Source organism: Pseudomonas sp. UBA6699 (assembly GCF_002454615.1).
Classification (GTDB): Bacteria; Pseudomonadota; Gammaproteobacteria; order Pseudomonadales; family Pseudomonadaceae; genus Aquipseudomonas; species Aquipseudomonas juntendi.
On the sequence record NZ_DKJF01000062.1, the window covers coordinates 8,675 to 20,864 of the forward strand.

Here is a 12,190-nt window from a genome sequence, read left to right on the forward strand (position 1 = left end):
TCAACTCAAACGCCGCTCAACGCTCGATAGCCAGTGCAACACCTTGGCCACCGCCAATGCACAAGGTCGCCAGGCCTTTGTGGGCATCGCGCTTGATCATCTCGTGCAACAAGGTCACCAACACCCGGCAGCCGGACGCACCAATCGGGTGGCCCAGGGCAATCGCCCCACCGTTCACATTGACCCGTGCCGCATCCCACTCCAGCGCCTTGCCCACGGCCAGTGCCTGTGCAGCAAAGGCTTCGTTGGCTTCGATCAGGTCCAGTTCGCTCAGCTGCCAGCCGGCCTTGTCCAGGCAGCGCCGCGTTGCCGCAACCGGGCCGATGCCCATGATCGCCGGGTCTACCCCGGCACTGGCATAAGCGGCGATCTTCGCCAGCACCGGCAGGCCCAGGGCCTCGGCTTTGGTGCCGCTCATCAGCAGCACGGCGGCAGCGCCGTCGTTCAGGCTGGAGGCATTGCCAGCGGTGACGCTACCGTCTTTCTTGAACGCTGCGCGCAGCTTGCCCAGCGACTCGGCAGTGGTGTCCGGGCGCGGCTGCTCATCACGGGCGAACACTTTCGGCTCGCCCTTCTTCTGCGGCAGCACGACAGGGGTGATCTCCGCATCGAAGCGGCCGGCCTCGATGGCAGCGAGTGCCTTGCGTTGCGACTCGGCGGCAAAGGCATCCTGCTGTTCACGGCTGAGGCCGTACTCGTCCACCAGATTTTCGGCAGTGATGCCCATGTGGTAGTCGTTGAAGGCATCCCACAGGCCATCGGTGATCATGCTGTCGATCAGCTGGCCATGGCCCATGCGCTGGCCGGTGCGGGCCGAGGGCATCACATAGGGGGCCAGGCTCATGTTCTCCTGGCCACCGGCAATCACCACCTCGGCGTCACCGCAGCGGATGGCCTGGGCCGCCAAGTGCAGGGCTTTCAGGCCCGAGCCGCACACCTTGTTCAGGGTCAGCGCCGGTACGCTGAAGGGCAGGCCGGCCTTGATCGCGGCCTGGCGCGCCGGGTTCTGCCCGGCGCCGGCGGTCAGCACCTGGCCAAGGATGACTTCGTCGACCTGCGCCGGGTCCAGCCCGGTCTGCTCCAGCAGGCGCTTGATCACGGCGGCGCCGAGGTCGACCGCAGGCACGCTGGCCAGGGCTCCCTGGAAGCTGCCAATGGCGGTACGGGTTGCGGCGACGATGACCACGTCGTTCATGTTGTTGTTCTCCGTGCGGTGGGCGTAAGGCTTCCAGCATCGGTGCCCTGGGCTCATTTGTTAAGTTTGTTTTTCTTTGAGATTGATGTGAAAAGCAAATGAATGGGCGCGCAGCGGTCCACCCCGGTTTTGCATCGCCCGGATCACCCCGTAATATGTGTCGGATAACCTGCGGGGGTAGTCTCACCCTCTGATCAACAGGAAACGCCCATGTGGCGCTTCCCCAGCATAAACCTGACGAGGTACAGACATTGGCCATCATTCATCCTAAGGTTCGCGGTTTCATCTGCACCACGACTCACCCGAAGGGCTGCGAGCTCAACGTCCGTGACCAGATCGAAGCCACCCGCAAGCTGGGCGTGCGCGAGGATGGTCCGAAGAAGGTCCTGGTCATCGGTGCTTCCAGTGGCTATGGCCTGGCAGCACGCATTACTGCAGCGTTCGGCTTCAAGGCTGACACCCTGGGCGTATTCTTCGAAAAGCCAGGCACCGAAACCAAGGCCGGCACCGCTGGCTGGTATAACGCTGCGGCTTTCGACAAGTTCGCCAAGGCAGAGGGCCTGTACAGCAAGTCGATCAACGGTGACGCCTTCTCCGACGAAGCCCGCGCCAAGGTCATCGAGCTGATCAAGAACGAAATGGGTGGCAAGGTCGACCTGGTCATCTACTCGCTGGCCTCGCCGGTGCGCAAGCTGCCGCAGACCGGTGAAGTGATCCGCTCGGCACTCAAGCCGATCGGCCAGCCGTACAAGTCGACTGCCATCGACACCAACAAGGACACCATCATCGAGGCCAGCATCGAGCCGGCCACCGAGCAGGAAATCGCCGACACCGTTACCGTCATGGGTGGCCAGGACTGGCAACTGTGGATCGACGCCCTGGCGGGCGCCGACGTACTGGCCGAGGGTGCGCGTACCGTGGCCTTCAGCTACATCGGCACCGAGATCACCTGGCCAATCTACTGGCACGGCGCCCTGGGCCAGGCCAAGCAGGACCTGGATGAAACCGCGCTGCGCCTGGACAAGAAGCTGGCCGCTGAAGTGAAGGGCGGCGCCAACGTGGCGGTGTTGAAGTCGGTGGTGACCCAGGCCAGCTCGGCCATTCCGGTGATGCCGCTGTACCTGTCGATGGTCTTCAAGATCATGCAGGAAAAGGGTGTGCACGAGGGTACCCAGGACCAACTGGACCGCATGTTCCGCGACCGCATGTACCGTGCCGATGGCGCCCCGGCCGAAGTGGACGAGAAGGCCCGCCTGCGCCTGGACGACTGGGAACTGCGCGACGACGTGCAGGATGCCTGCAAGGCCATGTGGCCGCAGGTGACCACCGAGAACCTGTTCCAGCTGACCGACTACGCCGGTTACAAGAAGCAGTTCCTCAACCTGTTCGGCTTTGAGCGCGCTGACGTCAACTACGACGAAGATGTAGCCACCGATGTGAAGTTCGACTGCGTCGAGCTGTAATTTCACACCGTGCTGGCCTCATCGCTGGCACGCCAGCTCCCATTTCGACAGCGGTGCCTTCAAGGCCTGTGTCGGGGCTGGCTTGCCGGCGATGGGCTGCAAAGCAGCCCCGGCAGTCTCAAGCCTTGCGCGACAGTGGCGGCGCAGCAAACGTCACACCGGCCAGGCCGTGCTTGATCAGCGCCCGGATATTGCCATGGTCACTGCCCTCAGGCGTGGCCAGCACATCCCGGTAGTGCTCGCCGAAAGCTAGCAACGCTTCCTGATCGCTCAGCCCTTCAAGCACTGCCAGGCCCAAGGTTTTGCACGAACCTTCGTTCTGCCCGGCGGCATTCTCGACACCCCCATTGTTGAACGCCTGCGGCTGATAGTTGTAGTGCTCGGCAATGAACGCCAGGGTGTCGGCAAAGGCATGTTGGCCGCTGGCCAGGCTGGCGCGCAGGGTATCTAGATCAGTCACGAGGTTTTCCTTTTTCGAACGCCGCTTGCTGCTCGGCGCTGGCTTCTTTCTGGTATTGGGCTTTCCACTGGGCATAAGGCATGCCGTACACCGCTTCGCGGGCGTCATCCAGGCTCAGGTCGAGCTCACGCTCGTCAGCCGCAGCCTTGTACCACTTGGACAGGCAGTTGCGGCAGAAGCCGGACAGGTTCATCAGGTCGATGTTCTGCACGTCGGTGCGTTTCTGCAAATGGTCGACCAGGCGCCGGAACGCGGCGGCTTCGAGTTCAAGCTGTTGCTGTGGGGTCATGTGGGCTCTCACGTCATGCGGTTCTTCAGGTGGCGGCCACCATTGATGACCACCTGGCTGCCGGTGCTGTACTGGCTGGCGAGCAGGTACTTGACCGTCTCGATCAGTGGCCCGGCGCCGGGTTCGAACTCCAGCAGGGCCTTTTTCAAGGTGTGCTGGCGGTAGGCTTCGTCACCCCCTTCCTTGAGGATCAGCAGCCCGGGAAGGATACCGTTCACATGCACCTTGGGCGCATATTTTTCGGCGAACGACAGCACCATGTTCTGCAGCGCGGCCTTGGTGGCGGCATAGCCAATGTGGCTCTTGCTGCCGCGCGAGGAGGTTTCGTCGCAGATGTGAATGATGTCGGCCTTGTCCTGCTTGGCCAGCATTTCGCCCAAGGCCAGGTTGAGGTGGTAGGGCGCCTCTACATGCAGGCGGAACATGGTTTCGAGGTTGTCCAGGCCATCGTCCAGCCACAACGACGCGTTATGGATGATGGCGCGCAGGCCGTCGTAATGCTCGACCAGGTAGTCGATCAGCGCCTGGCGGTCGTCTGCCCGGCACAGGTCTGCCTGGAACTGCACGATGTTCGGGTGGGCCGCCTGTGGCTGTACGGTACGGCTGGCACTGACCACCGTATGGCCGGCCTGTGCCAGTTCAAGGGCCAGGGCCAGCCCGACGCGCTGGCTGGCTCCGGTAACGAGAATTGGGCTGTTCATGTTCGGGGCGGTCAACTTGTCTGTCCTGTGGTTGCCGCCCAGCATACCCGAACTGTTTGCCCGTTGTACGGCCTGGCCTCAGCGGCTGCGCAGGGCGCTCGCGGTGGCCGAAGAGGGCTGTAGCCAACCGGCCAGCAGGCGGGTGGACAACGGGATGAACAGGTACACCATCAGTGGCGTGAGGGCCAGGGTGCTGAGCAGTACCCGTGGTACCAGGTCGAGTGCGGCCAGCCAGTGGCCGAACGCCGTGTTGAACGCCAACGACACCGGGAAGAACGCCAGCCAGATGGCCACGGCCTGTTTCCAGCGCGGCGGTTTCTGCACCGCACTGGCGCCAAACCAGTCGTCAATGCCACTGACGCGCGCCTCTTTGGGGCGCTCGAACAGGCCATTGCCGCGCTGCAACCAGGCCCGCCGCGAGGCCGAATGCTCCCAGGCATGCAGGGTGGGCTCATCGCTGAAGCGGAAAATGATCTGGAACTCGTCGCCATCGTGGGGTGGGGCGAGAATGCCCGAGCCCAGGTAGCCGGGGAAGTCAGTGGCCAGCTGTTCGCCCTCATGCAGCCAGGCCAACAGGTCCTGGTAGCGGCCATGTGCGGCGCGGCGCGACACCATCAGGGTAACGGGTGGGGTAGACATTGTGTATCTCCTGGCAACGGGGCTGGCGGGTAGCCGGCCCCTTGGCTGCGTGGCCCGGGGTGGTGGGCAACGCAGGCAGACATGCAAGAATCGGGCGCGGATTATCGCGCAGTTGTGCTGTGTGGCAACTGTCTGCCGGCAAATGGTCGCAACCTGTGCCCGGCGCTGTCGTAGTAGACTAGGCCCTCTATTCCAGCACACAGGATGCCGTGCAGATGAGCGAACTGGGACGCAAGCCGGGGGGCGATGCGAGCTTCGAGCAGCAAGTGCTGTTTCCGATCCGTGAAGTCTGCCGCCTGACTGGCGTCAATGCGGTAACCCTGCGTGCCTGGGAGCGCCGTTACGGTCTGATCCAGCCCATCCGCACCGACAGCGGCCACCGCCTGTATTCCCAGGGGGACGTCGACGATATCCGCAATATCCTCGGCTGGCTGGAGCGCGGCGTGGCGGTCAGCAAGGTGGGCAGCATCCTTGCCCGCAGCCAGGCGCTTGCCGGGCAGGCCACGCGCGCAGTGGACAGCTCGCTAGGCTGGCAGCAGCAGGTGCGCGTGGCAGTGCAACGCTTTGACCTGCCAGGGCTGGGCCGCCTTTATGAGGAGGTGTTTGCCGCCAGCACGCTCGATCAGGTTTTCGCTGAGGTTTTCATGCCGGTGTGGCACGACTTGGCCGTGCGCCATGGCGGCTACGGCCAGACCAGCGAGTGGCTGTTTTTTGACCAGTTTTTGCGCGGGCGGGTGTTCACGCGTTTGCAGCTGGCGGCCGCGCCGCGTCGCCACAACGTGCTGCTGGTGCCCTTGCCGGGGCAATGCCATGAGCTTGAACTGCTGGTCACCAGCCTGCTGCTGGGCAGTGACGAGGTTGGCGTGACGCCGTTGGTGTGTGGGCAGCCCCTGCAAGAGCTGGCGCTGGTCTGCGAACGCATGAAACCAGACGCCCTCGTGCTGTTTTCCCACCAGCCGCTGACTGCAGAGGTCAGCCGCTATCTGAAGCGGCTGGCGTCGGTGCTGGGCTGCGCGTTATTGCTGGCGGGAGAGGCAACGGACCAGGCCAGCGGCGGCCTGGCGGGCAGCCCCCTGGTTTGCCTGGGGGCACAGGGCGGGGTGATGCGTCAGCGTCTGCGCCAGTGCCTGGCAGGTCAGCTGGACACCTGAGTGTGCAGTTCGGGGTGGGCGCGGCAATGGGCCTGCAGGATGTAGTCGCGCAGGCGTTCGATTTCTTCCGCTGGGCTTTGGCCAAGGTCGTACGCTGCCAGGTCCGGGCCAATACGCCGGCCCAGCACACCCTGCAGTTCGATCGGCTGGATGTTGCCGGGGGCGAAGCGCAGGTCGAAATGTGCCGGCGCGCTTGGCAGGCCACGCAGCTCCACCAGCACGCCTTTGAAGGAAATTTCCCGTACCCACAGCCCGCCAGGCGCGCCATGGCCGTCGAGCAGGGCGCTGGGCTGCTCCAGCGACAGGCGCCATGGCCGCAGCATGGGGCCGTCCTCATAGATTTCCGGGGAGCCGACTTGCAGGTGCAAAGCGTGGAATTCGTCTTCCACCAGTTGCAGCGGGAAGCTGATTTGCTGGTTGTTGAATTGCGCCTGCAAGGTCACTTGTTCATTGGCCACCAAGCGGGTGAGCAAGCTCTGGATGCGGCGGTCGCCATTGACCTGCAGGCTCGACATCGAGTCGGCCAGGTTCAGGTTGGGCGAATGCTGCATGCTCTGAATGAAATCCAGCTCGTCCTGAGTAAGAAGGGCGTCTGCTTGCATGATCGAACTCGGTGGTGGCGATTTCTTCAACGTAGTTGACCGTAACCGGGGGGCTTGGTTCAGGTGCGTTCGTCGGCTTTTAGACGAGCGCGCAGTTCGGCCAGCTCTCGCTCCATTTCCACCTGGCGGGTGACGTCCTTCTGAATGCCGATGAAGTAGGTACGTCGCTCGGCGTCGTTCCTTACCGCCGTGATCGACAGCTCGTTCCAGAAGGCAGTGCCATCCTTGCGGTAGTTGCGCATCACTTCCCGGCACGGGCGGCGTTCGGCCAAGGCTTTGCGAATGCGCGCACGCGCGAGCTGGTCACGGTCGTCAGCCTGTAGGAAGCGGCAATCCTGGTAGAGTATTTCGTCCCGGCTGTAGCCGGTCAGGCGTTCGAACGCGGCGTTGACGTAAATGAGGATGGTGTCGTCGCCTTCCTGTTCGGCAACCACGATACCGTCATGGGATGCGTCGACCATCGATTGCAGCAGTTTTGCGTTGATCATGTTCAGGCCATGCGGCAGGCAGTAAAAACGGACGCGCTGTAGCAGGCGGCTTTGGCAGAGGCGGCCTTTTGCCAGCGGTGAATGCTAGTATCCTACGTTTTCACTCAGTTTCGGAATCCTCTACCCGATGAAAGTCGCCATTATTTCCGGATCGGTCTATGGCACCGCCGAAGAAGTCGCCCGTCATGCAGAAACGAAGCTCAAGGCCGCCGGCTACCAAGCCTGGCACGCCGCACGTGCCACTTTGCAGGACCTTGAAGGTTTTGCCCCGCAGGCCCTGCTGGCCGTGACATCGACTACCGGTATGGGTGAGCTGCCGGACAACCTGATGCCCTTGTACAGCAGCCTGCGTGACAGCCTGCCAGCGGCCTTCCGTGGCCTGCCGGGTGCAGTGATTGCGCTGGGCGATTCCAGCTATGGCGATACCTACTGCGGGGGTGGCGAACAGCTGCGCGAGCTGTTTGCCGAGCTGGGCGTGCGCGAGGTGCAGCCGATGCTGCAACTGGATGCCAGCGAGACGGTGACCCCGGAAACGGATGCCGAGCCGTGGCTGGCCGAGTTGGCTGATGCCTTGAAAGGCTGACGGTCAGGTTCAGCAATTATGGGCCTGCCGCAGGGAGTGTCCGGGCAGACCTGCCAGCCAGACCCCGATTCATGCCTCGCTGCCGGGTACCGGCCACTCGCGCAGCAGCGCCAACCACGCTTGCGCGGCCCGCGACAAATACGCGCCACGCCGCCAGATGAAGGCAATGTCCCAGCGCAGGTCCCCCGGTGAGCGCAGGGGCATACGCACCACACCAGGGCGTTCCAGGGCTTTTGCCACCACCCGGGGCAGCAGCACCACGCCCTGGCCTGCCGCGACCAACGCTGCCAGGAAATCCGCCTGGCCACTGCGCCCGCCTTCCGTCGGGGTGAAGCCCTGCTGCTGGCAGGCTTTCACCAACCGGTCATTGAGCACGAAACTGCGCTGGTAGAGCAGGAACGGCGTTGCGGCCAATTGCTTCAGGTGCACCCCGCCCAGGCCTGCCAACGCATGCCCCGCCGGTAGCAGGGCATCCAGCGGCTCATTGCAGAACGGCTGGTATTCGAACCCGTCGTCGCTGGGCGTAAGGCTCCCACCGAGCTCCAGCTCGCCACTTCTGACGGCCTGCTCGATGCTACGGCTGCCACCCTCAACCAGCTGGATGGCGATGTTCGGGTGGCGCCGCCGGTATTCGGCGAACAAACCGGCGAACAGCGCATCGCTGCCCAGCATCGGCAAGCCCAGGCGTAGTTCGCCACGCTCCATCTGGCTCAGATCGTCCAATTCGTTGAGCAGCGCCTGGCGTTGGCGCAGCAGGGCCTCGCCGCGCTCAAGCACGATGCGCCCGGCGGCGGTCAGGTGCAGGTGTGATGCCTGGCGTTCCAGCAGCGGCTGGCCCACATCTTGCTCAAGCTGCGCCACTTGCTTGCTGACGGCCGACTGACTGATGTGCAGGGTCTGTGCGGCTTGGGTAAAGCCGCCTCGGTGCACCACTTCGATAAAGCTGCGCAGCTGTTTGAATTCCATGTGCCAATTCCATTATGGAATGGTAGCCAGTCTAACAATTCGCTTCTGGCCTAGGCAGCCAAAACTTAAAATGAGGGCCTGTCGAGGAACACCGCCATGAAACCCGCGTTACTGAAAAAACTGCTGCGACTGCTTGCCGAGCTGGCGACCCTGTATGCCCTGTTTGCACTCGGTGGCCAGCTGGCCACTTGGCTGGGCTGGCCTATTCCCGGCGGGGTCATGGGCCTGGCGGTGTTGTTGCTGCTGTTCGCCGTGGGGGCACTGAAGCCAGCCATGCTGCAACTGGGCGCCGGTTGGTTGATGGCCGAAATGCTGCTGTTCTTCATTCCTGCGCTGATGAGCCTGCTGGACTACGGCGCGCTGATCCGGGACGAGGGCTGGCGCATCCTGCTGGTGATCGCCGTGAGCACGCTGATGGTGATGGTGGTGACGGCCCTGACCGTCGAACTTGTGTGCCGCTGGAGCATGCGCCATGAGCCTTGAACCCATGCCGTTGTTCTGGCTGGCGCTGACGTTGCTGGCTTACCTGGGCAGCCGCTGGCTGTACCGGCGCAGCAAGCGCTACCTGCTGTCGCCGCTGATTCTGGTGCCGGTGTTGCTGCTGGCGGTGGCTGTGCCGCTGCACACCGCCTATGCCGAGTACGCGCGCAATACCCACTGGCTGATGGGCGTGCTCGGCCCGGTGACCGTGGCCTTTGCCGTGCCGATCTGGCAGCAGCGGGCCATGCTTGCCCGGCATTGGCCGGCGTTGCTGGTCGGCATGCTGGCGGGCAGCAGTGCGTCCATCGCCAGTTCCTGGGGGTTGGCGCACCTGCTGGCGCTGGACAGTGCGACCAGCCTATCGCTGGTGCCGCGTTCCATCACCACGCCCTTTGCCATGCCCTTGGCCCATGACCTGGGCGGTGTGCCCGAGCTGACGGCGGTGTTCGTGATGTTCACCGGAGTGCTCGGTGCCATGTTCGGTGGCGTGCTGCTGCGTTGGTTGCCGCTGCGCACGCCGTTGGCCCGGGGGGCATTGTTCGGCGTGGGCGCGCACGGTGCCGGGGTCAGCCGGGCCCAGGAAGTGGGCCGCGAGGAAGGCTCGGTGGCCGGCCTGGTCATGGTTCTGACCGGGCTGCTGAACCTGTTCGCTGCACCGCTGCTGGCCATGTTGCTCTGACCGTTCGTGCCACTGACTCGCTCAGTCATCAAGCTGGCTGGCAACGCAAGTTCCACCCCTGGTAGGGCTGGCTAGACTCACCCTCGACATAGAGAGCACATGAAAGTGCCGAGGTGACATGCAATGACCGCAGCCTTGCCCTATCCAGTCCACACCACTTAACCGGGTTACTTCTGATGCCTTTGGCCGAAATTCCATTGTGCGTCTGGCGTACCCGGGGACAGAGCTTCACATTCCGGGGCCAGAGCATCCGCTACTGGACCGCAGGGCAAGGAGAGCCCCTGCTTCTTTTACACGGCTTCCCCACCGCCAGTTGGGACTGGCATTACCTGTGGGGGCCTTTGACGCAACGCTTTCGGGTGATTGCCTGCGACATGCTCGGCTTTGGCGATTCGGCCAAACCGGTCGACCACGCCTACAGCCTGATCGAGCAAGCCGACCTGCAGCAGGCCCTGCTCGCCCACCTGCAGGTGGACCAACCGGTGCACCTGCTGGCTCACGACTATGGCGGCAGCGTCGCTCAGGAGTTGCTGGCGCGGCACCATGAGCAGCGCGCCGAGGTAGCCAGCTGCGTATTTCTCAACAGTGGCCTGTTCGCCGAAAGCTGTCACCTGCTGCTGATCCAGAAATTGCTGCTGAGCCGTTTCGGCTGGCTGGTGGGTCGCTCCTTCGGGCGTGACGACCTGGTGCGCAACATGACCCAGGTCCATGGCCCCTGCACCCACCCGAGCGAGAGTGCCCTGGACGACTTCTGGAGCCTGATCGCCGCCAACCGCGGTACGCGCGTGCTGCATAAATTGGTGGGCTACCTGCTGGAGCGCCGCCTGCACCGTGAGCGCTGGGTTGCGGCCATGCAGTGCCCAGGTGTGCCCCTGCGGCTGATCAACGGCATGGTCGACCCATTGTCCGGCACGCACATGCTTGAGCGTTACCGGCAACTGGTGCCACAGCCAGACACCGTGCAACTGCAGGGTATAGGCCACTACCCGCACACCGAGGCGCCGGTGCAGGTGCTGCGGCATTACCTGGCCTTTCGTGAGCAACCGCTGAGCTTTTGCCAGGCGAAAGTGGCGTGGTCCTGAGCGGGCCTCATGGCCCGGCGTTATTACCAGGCATTCAGCCTGCGTGAGCTTGATTGTCTGCTTGCCGCCGGCGGCAGACACTCGGCTGACCTGAACCTGCCTGGAGCCCTTGGCATGAGCGAGCCTGTACTTCTGCAAGATCGTGTAGTGATCGTTACCGGCGCCGGTGGCGGCCTGGGCCGTGCCCACGCGCTGCTGTTCGCCGCGCGCGGGGCCAAGGTGGTGGTCAACGACCTCGGCGGTTCCACCCACGGGGAGGGCGCCAGCGCCAGCGCTGCCGACCGGGTGGTGCAGGAGATTCGCGCCGCCGGGGGCAGTGCGGTTGCCAACCATGACTCGGTCAGCCAGGGTGCCCGCATTGTCGAGCAGGCCCTGGACAGCTATGGCCGCGTCGATGTCGTGGTGAACAACGCCGGCATCCTGCGTGACAAGACCTTCCACAAGATGGACGACAGCGACTGGGAGCAGGTTTACCAGGTGCATGTCGAAGGCGCCTACAAAGTTACCCGCGCGGCCTGGCCACACCTGCGTGAGCAGAACTGGGGGCGGGTGATATTCACGGCATCCACCTCTGGTATCTACGGTAATTTTGGCCAGGCCAATTACGGCATGGCCAAACTGGGCCTGTACGGGCTTACCCGTACCTTGGCCATCGAAGGGCGCAAGCACGGTATCCTGGTCAACGCCATTGCCCCAACCGGCGGTACGCGCATGACGGAAGGGCTGATTCCCCCGCAGGTGTTCGAACGGCTCAAGCCGGAGTTGGTCAGCCCCTTGGTGGTGTACCTGGGCAGCGAGCAGTGCCAGGGCAGCGGCGAGCTGTTCGAGGTGGGCGGGGGCTGGATCGGCAAGGTGCGCTGGGAGCGTAGCCTGGGGGTGGGTTTCGACCCGCGCGAAGGCTTCACGCCCGAGCAGGTCGCGCAGCAGTGGGAGCACATTGGTGATTTCGAAGGGGCAGTGCACCCGCAGGACAGCTTGCAGGCGCTGCAGCAGATGATGGCCAACCTGCAGAAATACCCGCTGTAAGGCCGCTTGTGTCTTGGGAGAGGATTAGCATCTGGAGTGAGAGCGGTGAATGACAAGCTGAATGCCGCAGGTGCCTAGAGCACGAGTATGAGCAGAAGCTGTCATTCACCGTTCCACTTTGGCGAGAGCCCGAACAGTTGGATGCGGCTCTGATCTCGAATCACAAGCGTGGGCCAAGCCAAAGTCCTCTCACCGCTTCTTGGATATCGATGTTTCCAGTCTTTCACTCGATGCGCTGGTGCGGCCACAGGGCATTAAAATTCATCCTCAGGGTGCCACTCAATGCGATGCTCAGGACTGGCGAGCCTTGGCTGGATCTGGTGTTGCCTCAGCCGAAGAGGGTGTAGATCAACAGCCAAAATGCAGGACTCGAAGATCACACGGTT

The 12,190-nt window shown here is 63.5% G+C and carries 15 protein-coding genes; 7 read left to right on the forward strand and 8 right to left on the reverse strand.

Translation table 11 applies throughout. From position 1 onward, the window contains the following. Positions 1-16: 16 nt before the first annotated feature. A complete protein-coding gene (locus B3361_RS12605; protein WP_054906045.1) occupies positions 17-1,195 on the reverse strand; it encodes an acetyl-CoA C-acetyltransferase in 1,179 nt (392 codons plus the stop codon). Between the two features lie 251 nt (positions 1,196-1,446). On the opposite strand from B3361_RS12605, the gene fabV reads away from it, so the two are divergent. Beyond that, on the forward strand, positions 1,447-2,658 hold the full coding sequence (fabV, locus tag B3361_RS12610) for an enoyl-ACP reductase FabV (RefSeq protein WP_029886896.1): 1,212 nt from the start codon (positions 1,447-1,449) through the stop codon (positions 2,656-2,658). 118 nt (positions 2,659-2,776) lie between these two features. Here the strand turns inward: fabV and B3361_RS12615 are convergent, their stop codons facing one another. Genes B3361_RS12615 through B3361_RS12630 form a run of 4 tightly spaced genes read right to left on the reverse strand, consistent with a single transcriptional unit; the run spans position 2,777 to position 4,747 of the window. After that, positions 2,777-3,118, reverse strand: a complete 342-nt coding sequence (locus B3361_RS12615) for a HopJ type III effector protein (RefSeq protein WP_054906046.1) — start codon at positions 3,116-3,118, stop codon at positions 2,777-2,779. Continuing rightward, positions 3,111-3,407, reverse strand: coding sequence for a DUF1244 domain-containing protein (locus B3361_RS12620; RefSeq protein WP_009682662.1), 297 nt, complete (start codon positions 3,405-3,407; stop codon positions 3,111-3,113). Before B3361_RS12620 ends, B3361_RS12615 begins: the two co-directional genes overlap by 8 nt. An 8-nt stretch (positions 3,408-3,415) precedes the next feature. Beyond that, positions 3,416-4,153 (reverse strand): dihydromonapterin reductase, encoded by a 738-nt coding sequence (gene folM / locus B3361_RS12625; RefSeq protein WP_009682663.1) that lies wholly within the window; start codon positions 4,151-4,153, stop codon positions 3,416-3,418. 33 nt (positions 4,154-4,186) lie between these two features. Beyond that, entirely contained in the window at positions 4,187-4,747 is a 561-nt protein-coding gene (locus tag B3361_RS12630) for a hypothetical protein (RefSeq protein ID WP_054906047.1), read from the reverse strand. Between the two features lie 215 nt (positions 4,748-4,962). On the opposite strand from B3361_RS12630, the gene B3361_RS12635 reads away from it, so the two are divergent. Beyond that, positions 4,963-5,898, forward strand: a complete 936-nt coding sequence (locus B3361_RS12635; protein WP_054906048.1) for a MerR family transcriptional regulator — start codon at positions 4,963-4,965, stop codon at positions 5,896-5,898. Here the strand turns inward: B3361_RS12635 and B3361_RS12640 are convergent. Together B3361_RS12640 and B3361_RS12645 are read right to left on the reverse strand one after the other, a co-directional pair. Next, positions 5,883-6,500: a hypothetical protein gene (locus tag B3361_RS12640; RefSeq protein WP_054906049.1), complete on the reverse strand. Its 618-nt coding sequence runs from the start codon at positions 6,498-6,500 to the stop codon at positions 5,883-5,885. The genes B3361_RS12635 and B3361_RS12640 overlap by 16 nt on opposite strands. Before the next feature lie 59 nt (positions 6,501-6,559). Further along, positions 6,560-6,988 carry a PAS domain S-box protein gene (locus tag B3361_RS12645; protein WP_009682668.1) on the reverse strand — a complete coding sequence of 143 codons (429 nt, stop codon included), beginning with the start codon at positions 6,986-6,988 and terminating at the stop codon, positions 6,560-6,562. Between the two features lie 127 nt (positions 6,989-7,115). Here B3361_RS12645 and B3361_RS12650 point away from each other — a divergent pair, with 127 nt between their 5' ends. After that, positions 7,116-7,571 carry a flavodoxin gene (locus tag B3361_RS12650; RefSeq protein ID WP_009682669.1) on the forward strand — a complete coding sequence of 152 codons (456 nt, stop codon included), beginning with the start codon at positions 7,116-7,118 and terminating at the stop codon, positions 7,569-7,571. Between the two features lie 69 nt (positions 7,572-7,640). Here the strand turns inward: B3361_RS12650 and B3361_RS12655 are convergent, their stop codons facing one another. Next, the gene (locus tag B3361_RS12655) at positions 7,641-8,537 is read right to left on the reverse strand and encodes a LysR family transcriptional regulator (RefSeq protein WP_029886899.1); all 897 of its coding nucleotides are present in this window, start codon (positions 8,535-8,537) and stop codon (positions 7,641-7,643) included. A gap of 96 nt (positions 8,538-8,633) precedes the next feature. On the opposite strand from B3361_RS12655, the gene B3361_RS12660 reads away from it, so the two are divergent. From B3361_RS12660 to B3361_RS12675, 4 genes are all read left to right on the forward strand, one after another. Continuing rightward, on the forward strand, positions 8,634-9,020 hold the full coding sequence (locus tag B3361_RS12660) for a CidA/LrgA family protein (RefSeq protein ID WP_054906050.1): 387 nt from the start codon (positions 8,634-8,636) through the stop codon (positions 9,018-9,020). Next, the gene (locus B3361_RS12665) at positions 9,010-9,696 is read left to right on the forward strand and encodes an LrgB family protein (RefSeq protein ID WP_054906051.1); all 687 of its coding nucleotides are present in this window, start codon (positions 9,010-9,012) and stop codon (positions 9,694-9,696) included. The genes B3361_RS12660 and B3361_RS12665 overlap by 11 nt, the downstream gene beginning before the upstream one ends. Positions 9,697-9,872: 176 nt before the next feature. Next, positions 9,873-10,778, forward strand: a complete 906-nt coding sequence (locus B3361_RS12670) for an alpha/beta fold hydrolase (protein WP_054906052.1) — start codon at positions 9,873-9,875, stop codon at positions 10,776-10,778. Between the two features lie 114 nt (positions 10,779-10,892). Then, complete coding sequence (locus B3361_RS12675; RefSeq protein ID WP_009682675.1) at positions 10,893-11,804, forward strand: SDR family oxidoreductase; 912 nt, start codon at positions 10,893-10,895, stop codon at positions 11,802-11,804. The last annotated feature ends 386 nt before the right edge of the window (positions 11,805-12,190 follow it).

Bases quoted from the DNA above. Each gene is read 5' to 3' on its own strand.
- B3361_RS12605 (WP_054906045.1), bottom strand. From the start codon at position 1,195: ATGAACGACGTGGTCATCGTCGCCGCAACCCGTACCGCCATTGGCAGC.
- B3361_RS12620 (WP_009682662.1), bottom strand. From the start codon at position 3,407: ATGACCCCACAGCAACAGCTTGAACTCGAAGCCGCCGCGTTCCGGCGC.
- folM (WP_009682663.1), bottom strand. From the start codon at position 4,153: ATGCTGGGCGGCAACCACAGGACAGACAAGTTGACCGCCCCGAACATG.
- B3361_RS12630 (WP_054906047.1), bottom strand. From the start codon at position 4,747: ATGTCTACCCCACCCGTTACCCTGATGGTGTCGCGCCGCGCCGCACAT.
- B3361_RS12635 (WP_054906048.1), top strand. From the start codon at position 4,963: ATGAGCGAACTGGGACGCAAGCCGGGGGGCGATGCGAGCTTCGAGCAG.
- B3361_RS12640 (WP_054906049.1), bottom strand. From the start codon at position 6,500: ATGCAAGCAGACGCCCTTCTTACTCAGGACGAGCTGGATTTCATTCAG.
- B3361_RS12645 (WP_009682668.1), bottom strand. From the start codon at position 6,988: ATGATCAACGCAAAACTGCTGCAATCGATGGTCGACGCATCCCATGAC.
- B3361_RS12650 (WP_009682669.1), top strand. From the start codon at position 7,116: ATGAAAGTCGCCATTATTTCCGGATCGGTCTATGGCACCGCCGAAGAA.
- B3361_RS12655 (WP_029886899.1), bottom strand. From the start codon at position 8,537: ATGGAATTCAAACAGCTGCGCAGCTTTATCGAAGTGGTGCACCGAGGC.
- B3361_RS12660 (WP_054906050.1), top strand. From the start codon at position 8,634: ATGAAACCCGCGTTACTGAAAAAACTGCTGCGACTGCTTGCCGAGCTG.
- B3361_RS12665 (WP_054906051.1), top strand. From the start codon at position 9,010: ATGAGCCTTGAACCCATGCCGTTGTTCTGGCTGGCGCTGACGTTGCTG.
- B3361_RS12670 (WP_054906052.1), top strand. From the start codon at position 9,873: ATGCCTTTGGCCGAAATTCCATTGTGCGTCTGGCGTACCCGGGGACAG.
- B3361_RS12675 (WP_009682675.1), top strand. From the start codon at position 10,893: ATGAGCGAGCCTGTACTTCTGCAAGATCGTGTAGTGATCGTTACCGGC.